Annotated in this window: 18 protein-coding genes and 4 pseudogenes; 8 read left to right on the forward strand and 14 right to left on the reverse strand. The window is 49.2% G+C overall.

Annotation, left to right across the window (positions count from 1 at the left end; all coding sequences use genetic code 11):
• A pseudogene (locus tag ACO4XG_RS09915) lies at window positions 1-110 on the reverse strand (IS30 family transposase); the annotation flags it as partial.
• Window positions 111-358: 248 nt separating this feature from the next.
• Here ACO4XG_RS09915 and ACO4XG_RS09920 point away from each other — a divergent pair.
• A complete protein-coding gene (locus ACO4XG_RS09920; RefSeq protein WP_308508573.1) occupies window positions 359-1,117 on the forward strand; it encodes an Abi family protein in 759 nt (252 codons plus the stop codon).
• A gap of 415 nt (window positions 1,118-1,532) precedes the next feature.
• Here the strand turns inward: ACO4XG_RS09920 and ACO4XG_RS09925 are convergent, their stop codons facing one another.
• The 6 genes from ACO4XG_RS09925 to ACO4XG_RS09950 all read right to left on the reverse strand — a co-directional run bounded on the left by ACO4XG_RS09925 (window position 1,533) and on the right by ACO4XG_RS09950 (window position 5,912).
• Window positions 1,533-2,078 (reverse strand): hypothetical protein, encoded by a 546-nt coding sequence (locus tag ACO4XG_RS09925; protein ID WP_308508574.1) that lies wholly within the window; start codon window positions 2,076-2,078, stop codon window positions 1,533-1,535.
• Window positions 2,079-2,454: 376 nt separating this feature from the next.
• Complete coding sequence (locus ACO4XG_RS09930; protein ID WP_485129704.1) at window positions 2,455-3,360, reverse strand: radical SAM mobile pair protein B; 906 nt, start codon at window positions 3,358-3,360, stop codon at window positions 2,455-2,457.
• The gene (locus tag ACO4XG_RS09935) at window positions 3,357-4,043 is read right to left on the reverse strand and encodes a radical SAM mobile pair protein A (RefSeq protein ID WP_308508576.1); all 687 of its coding nucleotides are present in this window, start codon (window positions 4,041-4,043) and stop codon (window positions 3,357-3,359) included. The genes ACO4XG_RS09930 and ACO4XG_RS09935 overlap by 4 nt, the downstream gene beginning before the upstream one ends.
• Entirely contained in the window at window positions 4,040-4,471 is a 432-nt protein-coding gene (locus ACO4XG_RS09940) for a radical SAM mobile pair system MarR family transcriptional regulator (protein WP_308508577.1), read from the reverse strand. The genes ACO4XG_RS09935 and ACO4XG_RS09940 overlap by 4 nt, the downstream gene beginning before the upstream one ends.
• Window positions 4,472-4,860: 389 nt before the next feature.
• A complete protein-coding gene (locus tag ACO4XG_RS09945) occupies window positions 4,861-5,625 on the reverse strand; it encodes a class I SAM-dependent methyltransferase (RefSeq protein WP_308508578.1) in 765 nt (254 codons plus the stop codon).
• Window positions 5,604-5,912, reverse strand: coding sequence for an HTH domain-containing protein (locus ACO4XG_RS09950; protein WP_308508579.1), 309 nt, complete (start codon window positions 5,910-5,912; stop codon window positions 5,604-5,606). Before ACO4XG_RS09950 ends, ACO4XG_RS09945 begins: the two co-directional genes overlap by 22 nt.
• Window positions 5,913-6,399: 487 nt before the next feature.
• On the opposite strand from ACO4XG_RS09950, the gene ACO4XG_RS09955 reads away from it, so the two are divergent.
• From ACO4XG_RS09955 to ACO4XG_RS09980, 6 genes are all read left to right on the forward strand, one after another.
• Window positions 6,400-7,092: a response regulator transcription factor gene (locus ACO4XG_RS09955; RefSeq protein ID WP_308508580.1), complete on the forward strand. Its 693-nt coding sequence runs from the start codon at window positions 6,400-6,402 to the stop codon at window positions 7,090-7,092.
• A complete protein-coding gene (locus ACO4XG_RS09960) occupies window positions 7,089-8,120 on the forward strand; it encodes a sensor histidine kinase (RefSeq protein ID WP_005541451.1) in 1,032 nt (343 codons plus the stop codon). Before ACO4XG_RS09955 ends, ACO4XG_RS09960 begins: the two co-directional genes overlap by 4 nt.
• Before the next feature lie 177 nt (window positions 8,121-8,297).
• Window positions 8,298-8,963: an ABC transporter ATP-binding protein gene (locus ACO4XG_RS09965; protein ID WP_308508581.1), complete on the forward strand. Its 666-nt coding sequence runs from the start codon at window positions 8,298-8,300 to the stop codon at window positions 8,961-8,963.
• Between the two features lie 14 nt (window positions 8,964-8,977).
• Window positions 8,978-11,479, forward strand: coding sequence for an ABC transporter permease (locus ACO4XG_RS09970; RefSeq protein ID WP_308508582.1), 2,502 nt, complete (start codon window positions 8,978-8,980; stop codon window positions 11,477-11,479).
• Window positions 11,480-11,483: 4 nt separating this feature from the next.
• The gene (locus tag ACO4XG_RS09975) at window positions 11,484-12,188 is read left to right on the forward strand and encodes a M15 family metallopeptidase (RefSeq protein WP_308508583.1); all 705 of its coding nucleotides are present in this window, start codon (window positions 11,484-11,486) and stop codon (window positions 12,186-12,188) included.
• Between the two features lie 661 nt (window positions 12,189-12,849).
• Window positions 12,850-13,455 (forward strand): sigma-70 family RNA polymerase sigma factor, encoded by a 606-nt coding sequence (locus tag ACO4XG_RS09980; RefSeq protein WP_330670128.1) that lies wholly within the window; start codon window positions 12,850-12,852, stop codon window positions 13,453-13,455.
• A gap of 108 nt (window positions 13,456-13,563) precedes the next feature.
• Here ACO4XG_RS09980 and malQ read toward each other — a convergent pair whose 3' ends face one another.
• The 5 genes and pseudogenes from malQ to ACO4XG_RS10005 form a co-directional block, all read right to left on the reverse strand.
• Window positions 13,564-15,060: a 4-alpha-glucanotransferase gene (malQ, locus tag ACO4XG_RS09985; RefSeq protein ID WP_308508584.1), complete on the reverse strand. Its 1,497-nt coding sequence runs from the start codon at window positions 15,058-15,060 to the stop codon at window positions 13,564-13,566.
• 17 nt (window positions 15,061-15,077) lie between these two features.
• On the reverse strand, window positions 15,078-15,929 hold the full coding sequence (locus tag ACO4XG_RS09990) for an endonuclease/exonuclease/phosphatase family protein (RefSeq protein ID WP_308508585.1): 852 nt from the start codon (window positions 15,927-15,929) through the stop codon (window positions 15,078-15,080).
• A gap of 89 nt (window positions 15,930-16,018) precedes the next feature.
• Window positions 16,019-18,223, reverse strand: coding sequence for a PTS transporter subunit IIBC (locus tag ACO4XG_RS09995; RefSeq protein WP_308508586.1), 2,205 nt, complete (start codon window positions 18,221-18,223; stop codon window positions 16,019-16,021).
• A gap of 209 nt (window positions 18,224-18,432) precedes the next feature.
• A pseudogene (locus ACO4XG_RS10000) lies at window positions 18,433-18,765 on the reverse strand (IS91 family transposase); the annotation flags it as partial.
• A gap of 133 nt (window positions 18,766-18,898) precedes the next feature.
• The gene (locus ACO4XG_RS10005; RefSeq protein ID WP_308508587.1) at window positions 18,899-19,795 is read right to left on the reverse strand and encodes an AraC family transcriptional regulator; all 897 of its coding nucleotides are present in this window, start codon (window positions 19,793-19,795) and stop codon (window positions 18,899-18,901) included.
• Between the two features lie 158 nt (window positions 19,796-19,953).
• Here ACO4XG_RS10005 and ACO4XG_RS10010 point away from each other — a divergent pair, with 158 nt between their 5' ends.
• A complete protein-coding gene (locus tag ACO4XG_RS10010) occupies window positions 19,954-22,221 on the forward strand; it encodes a glycogen/starch/alpha-glucan phosphorylase (RefSeq protein ID WP_308508588.1) in 2,268 nt (755 codons plus the stop codon).
• Window positions 22,222-22,362: 141 nt separating this feature from the next.
• Here the strand turns inward: ACO4XG_RS10010 and ACO4XG_RS10015 are convergent.
• Window positions 22,363-23,070, reverse strand: a pseudogene (locus tag ACO4XG_RS10015) (transposase); the annotation flags it as partial.
• Window positions 23,071-23,666: 596 nt separating this feature from the next.
• Window positions 23,667-24,116: pseudogene (locus tag ACO4XG_RS10020) on the reverse strand (IS30 family transposase); the annotation flags it as partial.
• Window positions 24,117-24,268: the final 152 nt, after the last annotated feature.

A 24,268-nucleotide genomic window follows, 5' to 3' on the forward strand; every position in this document is an offset into this window, starting at 1 on the left:
AGTTCGTTATATAAAGTTGACCGTGCAATCCCGACTTCGCGCGCAATGCGACTTTGGGGGAGTTTTAATTGCAACAGCACTTCAATCTGTGCTCGCTTTTCGCGTGTCAGGTGGCGAAACTCCTAGTGTTGTGTTGTGTGGTAGCTTCATCATACCACGAGTTTGTCATCGGCTCTTTTTTATTGTCCCAGTTTACTTTACAATCATCCTTAATCACTAATTTCCCCCTTTTCCTTGAATTCCATTCACTTTTCTGTTATTATCTACTCAACAGAGTTGCCCGAGGTAATGTGTGTCGGGGACCAGGCTGAACCTCTTGGTTCAGCCTTTTATTTTACTTGTGAATTGGGGAACGGACATGAATCTGAAGAAACCGCTGACTTTCTCGGAACAAGTGGAAAAGCTGAACGAGCACGGCATTATAATCAAGGATGCTGAGAAAAAAGCTGTAGAAGAATACCTCGGTCACGTAAATTATTACAAGCTGACGGGATACACGTTGCAATTCCGCAAAGAAGCTGAAAGTAGCAATCTTGCCACACCTCATACCTTCTCAGAAATTAAGAAGCTCTATGATTTCGATGCTGATATGCGACAAATGCTACGCGGGTATCTGGAAATCGTAGAGACCTACTGTAAGACACAGATTGCAAACTCTTTCGCACTTGAAAAGTGCATGACGCCTCCCTATGATCAGCATTACGATGAGGCCAATTACTTCAACAAAATAGGCTTCCAGCACATCATGCAAAACTTTGGAAAGGAACAATCCTACTACGCAGACAGCCTCATCGTTCTTCACCACATGAAGAAATATGCAGGCAAAATGCCCTTATGGGTAATGATGGAACTAATGTCATTTTCAAGCGTTTCCAAATTCTACAAAGCGATGTTCGTATCTTCGCAAAAACGAATCTCAAAAAACTTTGGAGTTGGATTTAGGACGCTGGGAAACCATCTTCACTGCTTGTCCGTGCTTCGAAACAAGTGCTCTCATGCGGGATGTCTCATGAACGTCCGTTACAATCCACCTGCGCAGCTTTCAGGAAAATTTCTGCACAATTACCCATCAGTCAGCAACTCTTCTCTCTTTGCGTATTTACTTGTGCTTAAATGACGTCTGCCAACATCAGAACAGAAAAATAATTTCCAAGGGGACCTCTTTGCTATTCTTGAAGAATATAAGGATGTTATCGACCTTTCTCTACTCGGATTCCCGAAAAATTACAAGAACCTCCTATGAAGTTCAACGGGAGGCGGGGAATTATCCCCGCCTCCCGTGTTGGTCAAACGAAAAGGCCGATTTCATCCTGCTTCAATGTAATGTTAAGTTAGTCCTTGGCACTATGTTGATTTCGATGATTTCCATTATGCTTATTGGACGGATGCCGGCTCTTTTCATTTTTGAATTTACAGCATTGTAAGGACATTCCCCCATTATACCTGAATACTGCCGTCCCACGAGACAAGAAAGCCCCGCAGTGTGTTTCCGTCACTGCGGGGCCTTCCAAATATCCTATTCCGTTGTCGTCTTAATCCGTCTGTGATGCCCCGATCACAACCATCGTGCCGGTTTTCCTGTCATATGCGGACCATAATCCGGTCCCCCACCACTCTTTGCCCGCGTCGAAATAGTTCGAAAAATCATCGTTCCACCGATACACCTCAAGCGCCTGCCGATTCGGGAAGAGGATTTCATGAAAGCGGATGAAATCGGACTTTACATACGGCGTTCCGTACGGCAGTTCTAAAAAGGCATACCAATAGGGCATCGGAGCAGGGACGTTGATACTCACCTGCTTTTTGGTTCTGTCCTCATAATACGCATGGCTCGGCGGCATCAAAAATTCTTCCGTATCGACTTTTGTCGCCACCATGTTCTCAATCTCAATGTTCACTTGATACGCGTAGGCAGAGAGCCTTCGGTTGAGTATTTGAAATGCTTCAATCACCGCAACCTTGTGCATTTCATAGCCTTCATAGTCCTTGCCGACAGAGAGAATCACATAATCGAGACTTACTCGGTTCCATGTGGTTTTCAATAACTCATAGGCCTTGTGTTTTGTCAGCTCAAACATATTCCCTCTTCATCCCCGTATGAACGATAGCTTTCACGCACGGCCTCTTCCCGAGTCGGAAAAACATCTGTCTTGTCGCCCCGTTCATGACCGAAGTCGAATCCTGCGCCTTTCGCTTGGGCGCAAGTCCGGCTATTTTTTACATTCCAAGTCGTTCTGTGTCCACAGAGCCTCTCTTTCAAGTCCCTTGTGGCTATGTAATCTGACGTGTATCAACTAAGCTTCTGCGGAACTTATGCTGTTTCGACAACTTGTATGCGGTTCCTTCTTGCCGCTCAAAGATTTCAATCGCTTCCGATATCTGCACGTCATCTCCCGGTAGCATGAAAAATCGCCTTGTGCCGAGACGCTGAATGCTATTACTATGTGGATTTTTTTATTTTTCTCTTTTTCCCGTATTTTCCGAACCGCGAATTTCCTCATGGTAAAAGTAATCCACTATCACAGGATGCCCCTGTGGAGCTCTGCCGTATGGCATTTCATTATCCACGAACAAGCAGGCATATTTCTTTGCCATTTCTTCGGCCTTCCTTTCCAATGCCTCAAAGTAGCTTCGGTTATGCTTGTTATAGATTTCATCGTAGAGCGGTATTAAATCCGAATGCTTCTCTGCAATGTAGTCCATGATGGTCTTTTTGAAGCCGCCGCGCAGATTCAGATTCTCCAGCCAGAATAAGTCACATTGATCCTTGACCCGTTCGAATATCGCTTCAAAGTCCGTAATTCCCGGAAACACAGGTGATACAAAACATACCGTCCGAATTCCTGCATCGTAGACCTTCTTCATAGCGGCGATTCTGCGTTCAATGCCGGCTGCGGCATCCATGTCATTTTTGAAACTCTCGTCAAGCGTGTTAATTGACCACGACACAGTGACCTGCCCCAGCTTCTTCAGTAAATCAATGTCACGCACTACAAGATCGGACTTGGTACAGATCAGAATGTCCGCATCACTTCCGACTAACTGTTCCAACAGCTTTCTTGTATTCCCGAACTGCTCCTCCTGCGGATTGTATCCGTCTGTGACCGAACCGATGACCACACGCTGCCCTGCATACTTCTTTGGATTTTTAATTTCCGGCCAATGCTTTACATCAAGAAATGTTCCCCACTCCTCCCTGTGACCGGTGAACCGCTTCATGAAAGAAGCGTAGCAGTACTTACAGGCGTGGGTACACCCCACATAGGGATTTACAGAATAGCCGCCCACGGGCAGGCTGGATTTTGTCATGATATTTTTTGTCTCGACCTCGTCGATGAGGATGCCATCCATATTTATCATTGCCATGCTCTTTGTGCCTCCAATACTTTATTAAGAGCCTCAGGCAGCTCCTGAATCATATTTTTGTCCCCTATGATCGGTGCAAGCTCTTCTTTCATAAAGACGGGAATTCCCGCTTTATGTGCCTGATGCGTAAGTGACCACGCCCATTCCGGCTCGGTATGCACCTTTTTGCTTTGTGCACCGGTCATGGTGCCGACTACAATCCAATCAATGCCGGAAAAATCCACCTCGCCGGGATCGTCAAACAGCGGTTCAAAGGTTACATGATAATGCTTTGCCCGAATATTTTTCCGAAGCACATCGATTCTCCATAGCTCTGACTTCCTCGTTATTGTCACACCAAACCAAGCATTTTCGAGATCTGTATCAAAATCCAGCAAATCAGGACTCTTGCTCAGAAAGAGAAACTGATGCTGTGGATTCTCACGAATCTTCGCAAACACCTCGCTGCGCCATTCATCATGCCACCCGGCAAAATCGCTCATTCCCGTGAGCAGGAAATTTTGCGGGCGCTGTTTATCTATCATACGAAGTTTGCGCGGGAAAAACTCCGGTTTTGAAAAATCATCAATCATATGCCAGCGTTTCACATTATTACGCGCGTAGCAATATTGACAGCCCACAGTACAGCCTATGACCAGATTCATGTTCTGTATTTGGTCTTTTATACATATGCTCATTCTTCACGCCACCCCTCAAGATTTTTCTGAATACGTTCGAGATATGACTCAAACTGTATGACCTCATCCTCTGAAAAACCTCTATAATATATCCTGCCCATTCCGGCGGAAACGTCGTCATAATCGTCTTTCAATGAACGTGATTTTTCAGTGAGATAGAGGCGCGTTTTTCGCTTATCCTGCCGATCCTGTTCACGGCGAATAAGGCCGCATTTCTCCATTCTTTCAAGCATGGTTGTAAGCGATGTGATTGCAAGCCCGCATTTTTCCGATATGGTTTTGATGGATACGCCATCCTCCTGCCATAGCGCATAGAGAATTCTTCCCTGTGCTCCGTTGAAAGCATCAATCCCTTTCTTTGACAATATACGCTCGAAAATCCTGTCACCAAGCCGTTTTATTTTCGTTACCAGAAATCCGCCGTTCATCGCACATACTCCTATATCGTAGTTTTTTCTAATTATACTATATAGGAGCATTTTGTCAATGTTTTAAGCAATCGCTTCACCTGTCTTTCACAAAAGTGTATCGCTGTCCCATGCGGCAGAATTCCAGTTGCACCAAGTAGCTTTACTGAAGATTCTTTGTTGGTGTGTGGTAGTTTCATCGTATCACGAGTTCGTCAGCGGCTCTGTTTTATCGTCCCGGTTCATCTTACAATCATCCGGATTTTTTTGAAAATGAGCAAAAAAAACAGTAAACCTATTCTGATTTACTGTTTCTCGGATCGTTATATTCAATTATACAAACCTGGATTTAGATATTGACTCTCAAGATAAATAAAACGACCCGGTCTCCCGAAGTATATTCTGTATCATTAGAGTTTAATGCAGAGTGTAGCTATATAGTCATTTCCATACCGTGATAATCGATTCCTTTTGTCACACGATTCATAAAAATCTATCATCGCAAGCCCGTTTTTAAGTTGTCCCCTGATCTGCGTTTCTAAGGTGTGGCTGAATTCATATCCATAGTCCGGATTTATGCTTATCTTGCCTTCCTCTTCAAGCTCTTTTGAATTAAAAGGTAATGAGAACTTTAAAAGTAATTCCTCATCGGGTTTGTCCCATACAATGTCAGCATCATACATGTATATCCAAGGATTCATAAATCCGACCATTAACAGTCCACCCTTTTTCAATACACGAGAGGCTTCTTGATACATGTTTTCCAAATCTTCTATATACACATTTGAGACCGGATTAAAAACGATATCAAAAGTCTCATCTTCAAACGGGAACGGCTTTGTCATATCAGCTTGAACCGTGTTGATTTTTAGGCCTTCTCTTTCAGCAACCATCTCATCTCTTTGTAATTGTGACGCAGAAAAATCCATTATGGTTACGTCATAACCCTTTATCGCAAAAACCGGTCCCTGCTGTCCGCCGCCGCAGGCCAAACCTAATATCTTTTTTCCGTTGGCTTTTTCAAACCATTCGATCGGAACCTTTTTCCCTACAGTTAATGCAACAGAAATCGGATTCTTTCTAACTTCTTCCAATTCTTCATGTGTCAATGGCTCAGTATAGTCATTATTTACATGATTCCATCTATCTTCATTTAATCTGATGTAATCGTCCATCTTATAATTCCCTCGTAATTTTGTATTATTTCGATTTGAGTTGGATGTGTTGCCATTACATTTTTCTCATATTGAGAGATATCGACCAGACGCGATTTTCCTATGATCTCGATTGGATATCCCAAGCGGGGTAGAATCTCTCGGGGCGGTACTCCTTCATTATGGAGCCGCATGTATTCTATTTTAAAAGGAACCGTAAAGCTGAGAGTGTTCTCATCAACATACACGATATACAGATTTCTTCTTAGAAAAGCGATTTCTTCCTCAGTGAATTGTCGTTTTGCCATGGCCCTTCCTCCTGCTTATTCTAGCATGAAGAACTCCTGACGGTACCTAATCTCTGAATGTCCACTTCTTTTCTAAGAGAATTAAGGTAACTAAGCCCTGCGTGTCCACTTCTAATGCTTTCTAATAGCATTATGTCTCAGGCCTAATGACTAATTCTGTTGTGTCCACTTTCTGGGGTGCATTTTACTTCCTCCTGCTTATTCTAGCATGAAGAACTCCTGACGGTACCTAATCTCTGAATGCCCACTTCTTTTCTAAGAGAATTAAGGTAACTAAGCCCCTGCGTGTCCACTTCTAATGCATTCTAATAACATTATGTCTCAGGCCTAATGACTAATTCTGCCGTGTCCACTTTCTGGGGTACATTTTATAAAGTGGGCTATCCTATAACGAGGAGAAAAACCTTTTTTGAAAAATTTGTCCGCCGTAACATTTTGCGGACATTTGCCTGTTATACTATCTGCAAAAAGCAAAGGATGTGAGGATATGAAGCAGATTTTAATTGTCGAGGATGACAGTTTTTTGAATAAGATGTTGGCTTATAACCTGACCGCAGATGGCTATGGCGTGACATCTGCCCTAAACGCCAGAACCGCAGCTGATGCCATCCGCCAACGGGAGTTTGATTTAGTTCTGCTGGACGTCAACCTGCCGGACGGCAACGGTTTTGAACTGTGCAGGCTAATAAAGCCCCAGCACCCGGACACCATCGTGATTTTCCTGACCGCCAACGATCAGGAGAGCGACCAGATACGGGGTTATGAGGTGGGCGCGGTGGACTACATCACAAAGCCCTTTGTGATCAGAGCCTTGCAGCGAAAAATCAAAGCCATGTTCGCCATGCTGGAACACCACATACCGGCTAAAGACATTTACAACGATGGACAGCTATTTCTGGACTTTTCAGAGCAGACGGCTTCCTTAAATGGAAAGCCTCTGACTCTATCCCCGATGGAGTACAAAATGCTGAACCTGTTTCGCAGAAATCCTCGGCAAGTGCTGACCCGTGGACAGCTTTTGGAAAAGCTGTGGGATATAGACGAGAAGTATGTGGACGAACACACGCTGACAACCTCCATTAGCCGGATTCGCAGCAAGATTGAATCCGACGGAGGCGCCCCCTACATCAAGACTGTTTACGGCATGGGTTATCAATGGACGGGAGGCGAGGCAAAATGAAGTTTCAAAACCTCTCGGTAAAGCGGCTGTTTGGCTGGGTGGCAATAGGACTTGTCCTCTCCATGTCCGGGATCACCATAGCCCTGTTTTTTGTGACAAAACAGACGGCGGTGCTGCTGACGGGCGGGGCGTTGCTGCTGTGCGCCCTTGTGGGGATTTTTGTACTGACGCAGGCGTTTGGAAAGCGGCTGTCGCAGTTTACCGCTGACCTGTGCCAGACCTTAGACCACATGATCGCCGGAAATGAAGTGCCCCAGCGCCGGTCGGACAGCGAAACCCAGCTTGCCAGAATCGGACACCGGCTGGCAAGGCTTTACCAGATCATGCAGGAGAACCGCCGCCGGGTGGACGAGGAACGGCAGGAGTTACAGACCCTTGTATCGGATATTTCCCATCAGGTGAAAACGCCGGTAAGCAATCTGAAAATGGCGACGGACACGCTGCTGGAAAAGCCTATGACGGAGGCGGAGCGTACCGACTTTATCCGTGGAATCCGCAGCCAGACGGATAAGCTGGACTTTCTCTTTCAGGCCCTTGTGAAAACCTCCCGGCTGGAAACGGGCGTGATCCAGTTGGATAAGAAACCGGGCCGCCTCTTTGATACCGTGGCGCAGGCCATGAGCGGAATTGTGTATGCAGCAGAGAAAAAAGAAATCGCCGTGGCTGTGGACTGCCCGGAGGATTTGACCTTTTCCCATGACAGCAAGTGGACATCCGAAGCCCTCTTTAACCTGCTGGACAATGCGGTGAAGTACACCCCGGTAGGCGGGAGAATCACGGTATCGGTGGTGCTGTGGGAAATGTATGCGGAGATCAAAGTAGCCGATACCGGCAAGGGCATTTCCGAAAGCAATCAGGCCGCCATCTTCCGGCGCTTCTATCGGGAGGAAGAAGTACACGATGAGCCAGGCGTGGGCATTGGTCTGTATCTGGCCCGCGAGATCGTAACGCGGCAGGGCGGCTATATCAAAGTGGTTTCGGAGCCGGGGAAAGGTTCAAAATTTTCTATCATGCTTCCTGTAAAATAGAACGCGGCGGACGGCCATTTCCGGCTGCCCGCCGTAAATTTTTTTGAAATGTCCGAGCGTTGTAACATTTCACCCCGATTTTCAATGAAATTTTTTGGCCGCTGTAACATTTCACGGACATTTGGGTTTTACAATACCCTTATCAACAAACAGAAAGCCTTGAAAGGAGTTTTGAATATGAACATTTTACAGACTATAGACCTGAAAAAGTATTACGGCACAGAGCCGAACATCACCCGCGCCCTTGATGGCGTGAACTTCTCCGTGGAGGACGGCGAGTTTGTGGCCGTTGTGGGAACCTCTGGAAGTGGCAAGTCCACCCTGCTTAACATGATGGGCGGGCTGGATACCCCCACCAGCGGAACTGTGATCGTCCGGGGCGAAGAACTGGCAAAGAAGAACGACGAACAGCTTACGATCTTCCGCCGCCGCAACATCGGTTTTATCTTTCAAAATTATAACCTTGTTCCTATTCTGAATGTATATGAGAACATTGTTCTGCCGGTCGCTCTGGATGGAGACATGGTAGACAAAAAGTTTCTATACGAGATCGTTCACCTGCTGGGGCTGGAAGATAAACTGAAAAATATGCCGAACAATCTTTCCGGCGGCCAGCAGCAGCGTGTGGCTATTGCCCGTGCTCTGATTACCAAACCGGCTATCGTGCTGGCCGACGAGCCGACCGGCAACCTTGACAGCAAGACCAGCGCCGAGGTTCTGGGATTGATTAAGCGCACCAGTGCCGAGTTTCGGCAAACCGTAGTCATAATTACCCACAACAACGACATTGCCCGTCTTGCAGATCGGATTGTCCGCATTGAGGACGGCAGGATCGTGGAGTAAGGAGGTGGCAAGTTATGACATGGCCTTTTGAAAATGATACCAGTTTTATCGAGATAAAGATTGCGAGCAGGAGTTTTCGCCGCGACAGAATGCGTAACCTCTTCGTTGTGACGGCGATTATCCTAACAACTGTTCTATTTACAGGGCTGTTTACACTTGGAGCAGGCATTACAGCGAGTACACAGCGGGCAAATTATATTTTGTCCGGCGGAGATGGACATGCCAGAATTATTGATATGAATGATTCCGAGTATGCTACGATTAGCAGTCATCCTTTGATACGGGAAATAGCATACTGCCGTAAGCTGGCCGATAGCGTAGATAACGGACAACTCTCAAAGAGAGAAACACTTTTCTGGTATTATGACGATGTTGGCATGAAGTATCAGTTTATTGAGCCAACCGTCGGACATAAACCCGTAGCAGAAAATGAAGTCATTGCAGATACCACAACATTGGAACTGCTTGGCGTGCCGGAAAAAGTCGGAGCAGAACTATCTCTGGAGTTGACGATCCACGGTCAAAAAGTAACGCGAAATTTTATTCTCTCTGGTTGGTGGAACAGTTATCCCGGCGTACAATATGGGACGATTGTTACCTCCCGCGCCTATATGGATGCACATGAGGATGAGTTGGTGAGTACTTTCTCGCAGGATCATAACGATACTGGCACAATCACCGGCATTATAAAGTTTGAAAACACAAAAAATGTGGAGAGAGATTTAGCAACGGTAATCGCAGACAGCGGTTATTCTTCCGATACGGAAGCCCCAAACTATATCAATGCAGGTGTGAACCCTCTGTATTTGTCGTTAGAAAAGTCAACCGGAACCGGTACAATTCTCGCACTGATCTGTATCTTGTCAGCATTTTTGCTTACAGGATACCTCATTATTTATAATATTTTTCAAATTTCTGTCCTGCGCGATCTGCATTTTTACGGACTGCTGAAAACCATCGGGACGACAGATCGGCAGATCCGTTCTATCCTAAGTAGGCAGGCATGGATACTTTCTTTGATCGGTATTCCTATTGGATTGGGAGGGGGCTTCTTTATCGGTAAAGCACTCTTACCCCTGCTGATTGAGCAAACGAGTTTTTCCGCAGCTTTTGCAACTGTATCCCCTAACCCACTTATTTTTGTAGCCGCGGCACTATTTGCATTGCTTACAGTAAAGATCAGTATCCGAAAACCTGTAAAAATGGCAGCGAAAGTTTCTCCCATTGAGGCTCTTAGATATACAGATTCTGATACAGCTATGAAAGGTAAGAGAAAGAAAAGGATCCGCTCCGGCAATCTCCAGAAAAGAATGGCATGGGAAAATCTGGGCCGAGATAAAAAGCGGACAATTCTGGTAATCCTCAGCCTTTCTCTGAGCATCATTCTTACCAACACCGTTTTCAATTTCTCTAATAGCGTTGACCCGGAAAATGCAATTCAGAATATGATCAATTTTGATTTTTGCATTGGTCAAAGCAGCCTATTAGACTACTATCGGGTAAGTGAAGAAAGTGCATTGAGCCAGAGCTTTATTCAAGCTGTCGAGCAGCAGGATGGATTTGACTATGGTGGCTGCGAATATGGATGCAAGTCGAGCTATAAAAGTGAAACAACGAAGCAAGCATATAACCAGCAGGAGGACGGTTCCTTCTCCACATACCTTTACGGGCTTGACCCGCTCCTGCTTTCACGTGTGCAAGTGGTGGATGGAGAACTGAACATGGAAAAACTTGCATCCGGTAATTATATTTTAGAGGGTGCCTATGTTGGTACCCGGGGGGATTTAGATAAAAGCAGTCTAAATCATTCCGTTGGGGATCAAGTCCAAGTATCCTGCAATGGAATTGTTCGAGATTTTACGGTATTGGCTCACGTTGTGGCAAATGAAGCAAATACCTATGATTGGGTAGGCTCTTGTTTCTTCCTTCCAAGTGAAGTTTATGAGGATTTTACCTGCAACAATTATGTCATGAGTTACAGCTTTGATGTTTCGCAAGGCAAAGGACCCGAAATGGATGCGTTTTTGGATGAGTACACAAAGAATGTGGAACCCACCATGACTTACAAATCCAAGAGTACGATCATGGCTGGCGTAACAGACATTCAAAATATGATCGTGTCTATAGGCGGTACAATGGCATTTATAATTGGGCTTATCGGCATACTGAACTTTGCCAACACCATGTTGACCAGTATTTTTACTCGCCGCAGAGAGTTTGCTACGCTCCAAAGCGTGGGAATGACAGGCAGACAACTGCTGAAGATGCTTCGTCAGGAAGGCTGCGCCTATGTGCTTTTGGCAACCGTTGTTTCTGTCCCGCTGTCCTTGATTGGCGCCCTTCAAGTTATTCGGCCAATCTGTAAGCAGATTTGGTTTTTGAATTTCAAACTGGAGGTCTGGCCTATGCTGGTGATGCCCGTCCTGTTTCTTCTGTTCGGTTTGGCAATTCCATATATTGCATACCGATTGATAAGCCGTCAAAGTGTAACGGAGCGATTAAAGGTCGGTGAATGATCCAATGCGGCAGAAAACCAGAAAAAAACACCGCAAGGGAAAACGGATAGTTCTTTCTCTCCTTGTCCTCATCCTAACAATAAGCGCAGTCCGATTTGCGGTGAATCAGACTGCTTTCCAGGATTTTTTGCACTTTAATACAGACGTTGCCAGCATGGAGCATGGCTGGAACCTGATCCTTGTTAATTGGGAGTATAAGATACCGAAAGACTGGAAAGTAGAGCTTACGGAGCTGTCAAACGGCCAGAGTGTGGATTCCCGCATTTATCCGGATTTACAGCAGATGTTTGACGATATGCGTGCCCAAGAAGTATATCCGGTCGTTGCCTCCGGTTACCGCACCGCTAAAAAGCAGCGGGAACTGATGGATGATAAGGTGGACAGTTTTCTCGCACAGGGCTATTCCAGATCAGAGGCAAAATCGGAATCAAAGAAATGGGTGGCTGATGTCGGTTATAGCGAACATCAAACAGGTTTGGCCGTTGACATCAATGCAGACGGTGTGAATTCTTCGGGACAGCAAGTGTATGTGTGGTTGGCTGATAACGCATGGAAATATGGTTTTATTTTGCGATACCCGGAGGATAAAACAGAAATTACCAAGACGGATTATGAACCGTGGCATTACAGATATGTTGGCGCAGAATCTGCTGCAAAGATTTATGAGAGTGGCCTTTGCTTGGAAGAATATATCGGTATGATGAACTGAGTAATGATGGCGGGGAAAGCGCAATACGCCCCGCTATCGTTTTCGCAAAACATATTGAAATGTCCGAGCCTTGTAACAATTCAGGAGGTTTTTCTGTCGAAAGAAGCGTTACCTCGGATATTTGTGTAATATTTGAATTTTATAATAATCCTCAGAAAGAAGAATAGTTTGTTATCAACCTGCTGGACGACGGCAAAAGAAAAAAACCGTCGTACAGCAGACACATTTTCACGCGCTTATGAAGCGGCGGCTTTGAGAAATTCAGAGCCGCCGTTGCTTTGCTCTTGCACAAACTAATGACGACTTGCAGGGACACGGTAGCCGATAGGAGATTAATTTGCCGTGTCCTTTTCTCTTTTCCGCAGTGTCCATGATCTGCACCAGTCAAAAAAAGCATAACCCCTCCGACGGAGCCGTCCGGCCTCGAATATGAACTATACCATGTAGGCAATCATCTTTATAAAACATTTCTGCGCCCAGCAGGTCCGTTGCGACTTGCTGGGCGCTTTTTGCTGTTTTCCGAGGATAAGCCCACCTCGAAAAAATTTTTTAAGGAATTTTCAAAAAGGAGGCTTTTAGCGGGTAGCGAGCGGCTTTGCGTTCGCCTTGTTAGCGGAAAGGGAGAAACCCACCTCATTCCCCAAGGATAGGGGGTGAAAAGATGGATATGATCCCCCGCAATGACTATGGCGAGCGGTGCCAGTTCGATGCTTACTGCAAGCTGGTACTGTACCATGAGGCAATCGACTACCTCCGGGAAATGCAGAGGCGCCGTGACAGGGAACTGTCATTCAGCGACCTTCCGCAAATGGAGATGGACAAGCTCTGCGTTGTAGATCATTACCCCAGTGACAGATTTACATTCTCGTCCCACGGGTATGACCTACATATCGAAAACGAGCTTGTGGCTGATGCCTTCGCCGGCTTGTCTGTTCAGGAGCAGAGTATTTTGATCCTGCATTTTGTTCTGGACTTGCCGGATCAGGAGGTTGGCCGCCTTGTTGGAATGTCTCGCAGCGCCGTTCAGCGGCGAAGGGCAAAATCATTGACCGAGCTGCGGATCAAGTTGGCCGCACTCATGCCGATGGAAGGTTTCTGGGGTATTTTGAAGCGGGAAATGTACTATGGCAAGAAGTTCACCTCAAAAGGAGACCTGATTACTGCTGTTGAATCCTACATCAGGTATTACAACACAGAGCGGATCCAGCGGAAGATGCATCTGATGACACCTGCGGAATTCCATGATCATTTCGATGCTGCGGCATAAGAATACCGCCAGCCGATTATTGCTCTGACTGGCGGTAAAGAGCTTTTTAATTATTCACTGTCCTCTTGACGGGTAGCACACCATTGCGGCAGCTCCCTTCCTCTTTTCTCATTTTCCGATCCTTCCGTACCGCTTCGTGATCTCATACAGCGTCTTCACTTCCTTCTCTCCGAATTCATCCTTCAGAAGACGCCATTTCCAGTTGTTTCCGTAGGTGGAAGGAGCGTTCATCCTTGCCTCGTTTCCGTACCCCAGAAGGTCCTGCATGGGGATGATGCAGAGTCTGCTGACGCTTCGCATGGCGGCGCAGATCAGGGGTATGTGCATCCCGGCGTCGGGAGTCGTATGGTCGCAGAAATAGTCTCTGACTGCTTCCTTCTCCTCCGGCTTCAGGCCCTCGGAAAACCAGCCGATCACCGTCTCGTTGTCATGGGTGCCGGTGTAGACCACACTGTTCTTTTCGTAATTGTGGGGAAGGTAATCCTCCGCACAGCCGGAATCTCTTGAGTCAAAGGCAAATTCCAGGACCTTCATCCCGGGATAGCCGCTGTCCTTCACCAGCTGCCGGACACTGTCCGTCACATACCCCAGATCCTCCGCGATGATCTCCCGTCCCGGGAAGGCTTCCGAGACCTTCCGGAACAGATCCATGCCGGGTCCCTTCTCCCAATGGCCTGCTCTTGCGTCCTCCGCACCGGCAGGAATGGAAAAATATTCATCGAAGCCGCGGAAATGGTCGATCCGCATCACATCATAAATATCAAAGCAGTTTTTAAGACGTTTCAGCCACCAGGCAAAACAGGTCTTTTTGTGATAGTCCCAGTCATAGAGTGGGTTGCCCCAGAGCTGTCCCACAGCGCTGAAGCCATCCGGCGGGCAGCCCGCCGCCGCGGTCTGTCGGCGGTTTTCATCCAGCCGGAAAAGTTCCGGATCCGCCCAGACGTCTGAACTGTCCAGGGATACATAAATCGGGATGTCTCCGATGATCCGTATTCCCTTCCGGTTCACGTAGTCCTTCAGCTGCATCCACTCTTCGTAAAACTCAAACTGCAGGAAACTGCAGAAACCGATGCCTTCCTCCAGGCGTTCCCGCGCCGCGGCCAAGGCTTCCGGATCCCTGAGTCTCAGCGGATCTTCCCATTCGTACCAGGGCCTTCCTCCGTTCTCTTCCTTCAGAGCCATGAACAGCGCGTAGTCCGGAAGCCATTCCGTCTTCTCCGTGAACGCCCGGAACTTCTCATTCTCTTCGATCCGGCTGTTTCTGTACGCCTTCCGGAGCAGCTCATAGCGGCGTTGGTACTGCAGCACGTAATCCACACCGCGCGGGTCGGAAGAAAGGCCGGCTTCGCGGCAGTCCGCCTCAGTGATCCATCCCTTTTCCACCAGCGTCTCAGGTGAAATGTAGTAAGGGTTGCCCGCGAAGGTGGAGAAGGACTGGTACGGTGAATCTCCGTATCCCACCGGCCCCAGCGGCAGGATCTGCCAGTAACTCTGGCCCGCCTCTGAAAGGCGGTCCGCAAACTCATATGCTTCCCTGCTGAAGCAGCCGATCCCGTATTCGGAAGGAAGGCTGCTGATGGCAAGAAGAATTCCACTTTCTCTCATGCTGTCTGCTCCTTTATTCATTCGATCACCGCCAGGACTCCGAAATGGTCGGAAAGCACCGGCCCGCTGATCTCGTTCAGGACCACCTTTGACTGAAGCACCCTGTGCCTTTTTGCGGTCCAGATATAATCCAGGCGCATGCCCGTATGTTCACCGTCCCTCCATCCGTCGATGTTTCCCGGAACGGTGATGCCGCTGTCTTTTATTTCGGCATCCTCATAACTGTCCCGCCACCCGAGGTCCAGGACCATGTCCCTTCCCTCTCCGCGGATCGCTGCGGGACTGTTGAAATCTCCCATAAGGAAACTGTCAGAACCGTCCTGCGGACGAAGCTTCCTTTCGCGGAGCGCCTTCTGCAGCCGTTCCATCTGCCCCCGGAAGTTTTCCTCCGGATCATTCCACCATCCCATGTGGACGCTCAAAAAGGCAGGCCCGTCAGCGGTGCAGGCCGCCAGAGCCTTCCGGGTCTTCCAGTTGGAGAAGTCCCGGACGCCGGAAATATAGAAACTGTCCGCGCCTGTAACAGGGCGGCGGCTGAAGATGGCCAGACCCTCATTGTATTTTCCGTACCCGAGCTTCGCTCCGGTCCAGGTCCACCAGTACTCCTGCTGCAGGCCCTGAAGTTCCTCCGCCAGGACCAGCGCACAGTTATCCTCCCGGACGCGGGAGTCCGGTCCGGCCGGCACCCAATGCATGGGGAGGGGGCCGGAGACCACCGGCCTGTCCTCCTCTTCACTGCATTCCTGGATCGCCGCGGCATCGATCTCTTCTTCCTTAATAAATGCCGCCAGCGCCTTCATCTTCTGATGATAAAGTTCCGGTTCAAAGTCACTTCCATGGCTGTGAATATTGATAGTAAGCAGTCTCATAGTTCTTTCCTCTGCGTATTGAGCAAAATCTGCCCGGTGAGCAGGCTCCCCGTTCATATTTCACTCATTTTTTCCGGGGTGCTGAATTGTTACAGGATATCGTTGATATCCGATTTCAGCACGTCCGCCTTGGGTCCGTAAATTGCCTGGATGCCGTTGTCTTTCTTCACAAGGCCCATGGCGCCCTCTGCCTTCCACGCCGGAAGTTCAGCCACCTTGGAGAGATCCTTCACTGTCACGCGGAGCCTGGTCATGCAGGCGTCCACATATTCAATGTTCTCCCGTCCGCCAAGGAGGGCGATGATACGCTCGGGCTGGCTGTTCCCACCCGCTGCGTTTCCTGCCGCGCCGGCAGCGGGGCCTGCCTCTTCCTTGCCTTCGTCATCCATGTAATTTCCCAGACGGCCCGGCGTAGCGTAGCCGAACTTTCCGATCATGAAATACGCCACAAAGTAACCGATCGCAAAGAAGACGACCACGCAGATCACAAAGTTTACCAGGTCCCCGGCAAGCCCTGCCTTCAGCGCCATGGGAACGCGGGTCAGGAACTCCAGGTTCCCGAAGGAATGAAGCCTGAGGTGGATAATGCCGGCCATGGCGAACGCGCAGCCCTGGAGAACTGCGTACACCAAGTAGAGCGGCAGTGCGCAGAACATAAACATGAACTCCAGAGGTTCCGTGACACCGGTCAGGAAGACCGCGACCGCAGTGGAGATCAGCATGGACTTGTACTTTGCCCTGTGCTCCGGCTCCACCCGGCGGTAGATCGCCAGGGCGATGCCGAGAAGAAGGCCTGTGGCGCCGATCATCTGGCCAACCTTGAAGCGGGCAGGCGTCACCGTGGTGAGGAGGTTCGTATAGGCAGCGGTATCGCCCGCGTTCTTAAAGTTGATGAGATCCGTGGTCCAGGCGAGCCAAAGCGGATCCTGTCCGAACACCTGGGTCCCGGCGCTGCTTCCCGTAAGGATCGTGTAGGTGCCTCCGAAAGAGGTATAGTTCATGGGAATGGTCAGCATGTGGTGCAGGCCGAAGGGGATCAGCAGACGCTCCAGAGTGCCGTAGATAAACGGGGCAAGAATGGGGGAGGTGGAGCTGGAGTTCGCGATCCACACACCGAAATCATTGATGCCGCCCTGGACCACCGGCCACACTACGCTTAAGATGATCGCCGTCACCGTAGAGTAGAAGATCACCACCAGGGGAACAAATCTCTTGCCGTTAAAGAAAGACAGCGCGTCCGGAAGCTTCCGGAAGTTATAATACTTATTGTATGCGTTGGCGCCCACGAAACCGGCGATAATACCTACGAACACGCCCATGTTCAGCGCGGGCCTTCCCAGGATGTCGACAAAGTAATCCTTCACCAGGATCTCTTTTCCGAGCAGCGTGTGGGTGACTGCCGTCGGATCTTTCAGCATGGCCGAGCTCACACCCAGCATGGCGCCGGTGACGACATTGATGAGACAGAAAGCAATGACTGCGGCAAAGGCGCCTCCTGCTTTCTCCTTCGCCCAGGAACCGCCGATGGCGGCAGCAAACAGGATGTGCAGGTTTCCGATGATCGCCCAGCCGATCTGGGCCATGGTATTGCCCGCCATGAGGCCGAAGCCTTCCGGGAAGCACATCGTCAGAATGTTGCCGAGACTGATCATCAGACCCGCGGCGGGCATGACCGCGATCACGGTCATGAGGGACTTGCCGAGCTTCTGCAGGAAGTCAAAGTCGATGGGGAACTTCTTTTTGGCGGAGGGTGCTGCCGCAGCTGCCTTGCCTGCCGGCTGTGCGTCCGAGGGGTCCGCTTTCTGCGCATCTCCATCCGCGGCGGCTGCCGCATCCACGCTGATCTCCGCAGTCATGATCTCTTCCCCATGGCGGATCTCTCCTGTCTTTACAGAGAAGCTTCCCTCCTCTGCTCCGTCTGTCACCAGCACCGGCGTCACCGTGTTGATGCCCTTTGACTTCAGGAAGTCCATATCCGCTGTACAGAGAAGCTGACCCGCTTTCACTCTGTCCCCCACCTTCACCTTCGGGGAGAACCCTTCTCCCTTCAGGTTCACGGTCTCAAGGCCAAAGTGGACGATCATTTCGATCCCGGCGTCAGACCGGATTCCGTATGCATGAAGGCTCTCCGGAATAGAGACGATCTCGCCGTCTATCGGGCTGTAAATGTTTCCGTTCTCAGGAATCACGGCTGCGCCGTCTCCCAGCACCTTTTCCGCGAAAACCTCATCCGGCACTTCCTCCAGCGGTATCACCCTGCCATCCAGAGGGGACAGTATCAACATCCTACTCATTTCTGTTCATTTCCCTTCTCTTTTTAGTGTAATTTCAAGCTGTTCTGTCTTGTTGCCGAAAACAGAATAACACATGTTGCATTGCAATGGTTTTTCCAAATATATTTGCATATTATTCATGCAATATAATTTGTTTTGTTGCATTGTTTCTACGCATTCATTCCAGCGGAGACAGTATCAACATCCTACTCATTTCTTGCTCCTTTCTGTTCATTTCCTTTGTCTTTCCAATGGTTTTTGGAGTCAAGACCGCCGTCAAGCACAACGGCATGGATGTGGGGATGGAAGTTCATCTCACTCCCCCAGGTATGGAGAATATAGATGTCCCCGATATCCGCACCAAGATACTTGCTGTCTGAGGCCAGTTCCCGCAGTGTCTCAGATGAAGCGTGATAAAGGGCATCATACAGAAGCTTCTAGTTGCTATAGATTACCGGGTTCAGTTCCTCCGGGACAGTGAAGACTACGTGGAAGTATGGCGCATCCAGTACATCTTCCCGGCGGGCGTCCACCCACTTTTCCTTTGGGAACTCCTGGCACATACCATCCCGACAGCCTTTTGATACAGGCGCGCCGCAGAAAATGAAAAATGTGCAGAATAGTGCAGCCTGTATTTAATAGTATACTCGTTTTACGATCTTCTTAAAACGGAGAAATGTTGTATAAAGCCTTAATTTACGAGCTTTTTGTATTCTGGCGCCCGTGGGAGCGGTATTCCCTCGGGGACATTCCGTATTTGCGGCGGAAGCGCCGGATAAAATAAGAGAAGTTGTCGAACCCGCACAGGGAGGCGATGGCACCGACAGAGTCCGGGCGCTCCCTGAGCAGATAGGACGCGTATCTGAGCCGGTAATCCGACAGGTATTCGCCGAAAGTGAATCCCGTCTCGCGGCGGAAGACCCGCATGAAGTGAGCGTCGCTATAGTCAATAAGACTTGCGGCGTCGCTTACCGTGATCGGCTCCGAAAAGTGATTCTGGACGTAGAGCAGGACCTGCTTGACGGCGTCCTCGTAGGGGGACGGCGGTAAGCTTTCCTCGCGGATCCGATGGGTGTAGAGCGCAAAGAAAAAACGAAACAGGCTGCTGCGCACCAAAAGAGAATAGCCGTCAGGCCTCTTGCTACAGGCATCGTCAGCCGCGTCAAGGGCAGCGGATACCTCGGCGTGCATCGCGGTGTCCGCGTAGATCGGGCGGGGGAAGCGCAGGGTCCCCATCTGCAGAGGGGTCAGAATATTGCGCCTTGCCCAGTCGTTTTCAACCTGATTGTCCAAAAGGGAGAGGGGGAATATGATATTCTCGTACTCCATCCGCACGCCGGGGTCGCCGTCGATGGCGTGGAGTTCACCGGGGAGGATGGGCATGATGGAACCGGCCATGACGGGATATTTGCGGGAAGAGGCGGTCACTGTGCCGCGCCCTTTTTTGACATAGATGATCTCCATCTGGTCGTGCCAGTGCAGATCCACCGGGGCAAAGTCCTGGGGGATGGTACACAGGTAAGTGTTGTAGGCGAAACCCGGCTGCTCATGCAGCAGGGTCTCTCTGTATTGTGAGTATTCCTCGAGATTCATAAAAACGGAACCCTTCTTTGTGCCCTTCTTTGTGCTGAATTAATTAATATCATTATTGTACTATTATTTGCCATTATTCTGCAAGATTATCACACATATAAATCATTATAATAAATGGAACCATTGTAAGCAGCGGAGATCTTCCGCAGGAGGCAGTAATGAATACATTAAAACTCAGAGATTACACTGGAAAAGCACTTAGCGAGTGCACGATTCTGGAACTTTACAACGCGGCGCTGGCCCTGACGCAGGACGCCTGCAGGAACAGGGGATACAACAGCGGAAAGAAGAAAGTTTACTATATTTCGGCAGAATTCCTGATCGGTAAACTTCTTTCCAACAACCTGATCAACCTCGGCATCTACGATGATGTGAAAGAGGAACTGGCTGAGGCTGGGAAAGACATTACGGAGCTGGAGGAATTTGAATACGAGCCCTCCCTCGGAAACGGCGGCCTTGGCAGACTTGCAGCTTGCTTCATCGACAGCCTTGCGACACTGGGCCTTCCCGCTGACGGCGTAGGCCTGGCCTACCACTGCGGTCTGTTCAAACAGTCCTTCGAGGACCGCAAGCAGCACACGATACCTGACTACTGGCGCAAGTGGGGCATGACCAACTGGATGAAGCGCACCGACAAGCACTATAAGGTGCAGTGCGGCGATCTGGAGCTTCTTTCCACCATGTATGAGATCGATGTCACAGGTTACGGAAGCAAGTGCGGACGCCTTCGTCTCTTTGACCTGGACACGGTCAATGAGGGACTGATCGGCTCGGGTATCGATTTTGACAAAAAAGAGATCGAGAAAAACCTGACCCTCTTCCTGTATCCCGATGACAGCGATGAGGACGGAAAGCTTCTCCGCGTCTATCAGGAGTATTTCATGGTCAGCAATGCCGCCCAGCTGATCCTCGACGAGTGCGTGGAGCGCGGCAGCAACCTGCATGACCTTGCCGACTACGCGGCGATCCAGATCAACGATACGCACCCTTCTCTGGTCATTCCGGAACTGGTGCGCCTTCTGACCGAAAAGGGCATTGAGGAGAAAGAAGCATATCAGATTGTGACTGATGTCTGTGCTTACACGAACCACACGATTCTTGCTGAGGCACTGGAGACATGGCCCAAGCACTTCTTAAAGGCTGTCGTGCCGCACCTTATGCCGATTATCAAGAGGATGAATGACGCTGTTAAGGCAAAATATGAAGAACCTTCCGTTCAGATCATCGACGAGTACGGCAACGTGCATATGGCCCACATGGATATTCACTACAGCCACTCCGTGAACGGCGTCGCGAGACTTCACACTGACATTCTCAAGGAGACAGAGCTCAACGATTTCTACAAGCTCTATCCCGAGAAGTTCAACAACAAGACCAACGGCATCACTTTCCGCAGATGGGTCATCGAGTGCAACCCTGAGCTGACAGAGCTGATCACCGAGAAGATCGGCGAGGGCTGGAAGACGGACGCCAGACAGCTTGAGCAGCTTATTCCTTACGCGGAGGATGAGACTTTCCTGCAGTGCATCCTGAACAGGAAGAACACGAACAAACACAAGTTCTCCGCATGGCTTGAAAAATATCAGGGCGACAAGGTTGACCCCGAGTCCGTCTATGACGTGCAGATCAAGCGCCTGCACGAGTACAAGAGACAGCAGCTCAACCTCCTGTGGGCCATCGACCGTTACCTGCACATCAAGGACGGTTACAGGCCGAGAAGACCGATCACGGTATTTTTTGGCGCAAAGGCAGCTCCTGCCTATGTGATCGCCAAGGATATAATCCATGCGATCCTCGCCTTCAGCAGCATCGTGAACAACGACCCTGAAGTGAGTCCTTACCTCAAGGTCGTCATGCTTCGCAACTACAACGTGTCCATGGCGGAGAAACTGATCCCCGCATCGGACATTTCCGAGCAGATCTCACTGGCCTCCAAGGAAGCCAGCGGGACCGGCAATATGAAGTTCATGCTCAACGGCGCTGTGACGCTGGGAACCATGGACGGAGCGAACGTCGAGATCGCGGAACTTGTCGGGGAAGACAATATTTTCACCTTCGGACAGTCCTCCGAGGAGGTCATCGAGCACTATAAGAACGCGGATTACGTCGCAAAGAACTGGTATAAGAAGGACAAGAGACTTGCCGCGGCTGTGGACTTCCTGGTCAGTGAAGAGATGCTCGAAGCCGGCGACAGGAAGCTTCTCAAGCAGCTCTATGACGAGCTGCTGGGCAAAGACTGGTTCATGACATTCCCTGACTTCGAGAGTTACTGCAAGACCAAGGACAAGGCTCTGGCAGCTTATGAGGACAGAATGGGCTGGGCGAAGAAGATGGCAGTCAATATCGCCAAGGCGGGCTACTTCTCCTCCGACAGAACGATCGACCAGTACAACAATGATATCTGGCATTTGGAGAAAGACTGCTGACCGCAGGGAACAGAATATCGTGCAGAGAAAACCCCCGGAGATCCGATTTCCGGGGGTTTTAACTTGCCCCATTAAGGCCTCTGCAATAATAAAAGTGGAGGATTATGTCAAAAGCGGGGCATTATTGCAGCGGAGATTTTAATGCTCCGCCATCTCATGGTAGATGGTATTGAGTTCCTGATTATACCAGTCATTGTTATGGATCACAGCTGTCTTGGTATTATCCGGAACCAGGATACGGGTAACACCGCCGAAGTACTCATACATATGTACATGAGCTGTGATCCAGGCACGCTGTTTCTCATCGATAAAGGCTTCAACGTAAGGGTACTGGCTGTACGTCATAACGCCTACAAAGAGAAATGCCGGGATGATCTCACCGGTATCCGGATCGGTGATCTGAGCAGGATCTCCGGCCCAATCGACCTCGATCTGCTCACCGGGCTTTCGGTTGATATGCATCGTAGCACGGCGTTTCTGTCCGTCCTGCTGGATGTAATAGCAGAACTGGGAATACATTAGGGGATCGTCGCCGGACTGGCGGCACTCCTCCAGGTATTCCGTCCAGAGGAGTTTTTTGTTGACTCCGTTGCGAAGCAACTCCTTCTGGATGTAGTTGAAGTCAGGCATCCGTTTTGTTGATGACACTTGCTTCTGTGCGGATGGAAACAACTTCTCCGCAAGGACGGCATCGGTCTCGTTGGCTTCCAACGGCCAAAAGATGTTGAGCTCTTTGGCGCGCTTAAGCACACGGTTGACCGTTTTCTTGGATACACCGCTACTGTCAGCGATGCTCTGTTGACTGAGACCCAGACTTGCCAGGCGCAGAATCTCTCGGTACTTGGTCATATGAGCGACCTCCTTAGAATTATTTACGCCGTGATGGCGCATACCATAATTCTAAGGCAGCGTATGAGTGGTTTCCATTGCCGGATCGTTGGTTTCCAAGCATCGGAATCACGGTTTCCTATTTCCCGGAATGCTGGTTTCCGAAGGCCCGGACACTGGTGTCACGAGGCCCGGAATACTCAACAAAAATGCCTGTCATATTCACTCAGCTGCCTCCTGTTGATGCTGCCATTTATGATTTTTCTTCCTGATGCCGGGGCAGTATCAGCGTTTCGCAGAAACGCGCAGCCGCACGAAGTGCGATCTTTAAGGGCCTGGGATATCCCAGCGAGTCCGTGCCGATGGAAAACCATCCATCGGGACACTGCTCGCAAATTAGTTTGCATCTTCTGATTAAATGAGGTCAGCCTGTAAAGGAGGTGTTTTTTCGTTCACATCCAATTCGGTTTCCGCAGAACGTGTGGCCTAGTTCAAGTATCTGATGCTGTATAAATAAAGTTGACATCTTATTCTCAAGGATTTCATTATATCAAGAGAATAAGGAGGTGTTTACAGTGGCAACTAACAGACAGTACAATCAGGAATACAAAATCCATCTAGATTGCAAGATCAAGTAGGACAGTCTGAAATAATTCCTCCGGCGAACTGTAATGAAAAGATTTTCGGGGGAGTTGATTGATCCAGTCCTGAATCTCTCGTATTTGCTCATCCGTAACGACATCAAAAGAACGCCCCTTCGGCAAGAACCGGCGAATCAAGGAGTTCTGCTTTTCGTTCAGTCCGCGTTCGTAGGCGGAGTACGGATGAGCATAGTATATGGGTATCGTGGGAAGCAACTGTGGCAGTGAAGCAAATTCACTGCCATTATCACTTGTGATGGAGCGAAAAACTTGGCTGAATCGTTCTCCGTACAGCTCTCGGAGCTTTTTTAAACCTTGCTCAACTGCCTGTGTGCTTCTACCGGGTATCTTTATAATGTGTCGAAATCTTGTGGTTCGCTCATTCAGTGTCAACAAAACGGATTGTGACTCCTTTCGACCGACCACAAAGCGAGTTCTTCCGTTCTCTATTTTCACTGCTGTAACACATGTATGGTAATCCTACAATTCTTATCACGATGCAATAAAAGCACCTTCAAGAATGTGATATGTACCCAGAATTCTGGACACATTGACTATCGTTAGGCACCACAACTGGA

This window comes from Stomatobaculum sp. (assembly GCF_057248925.1).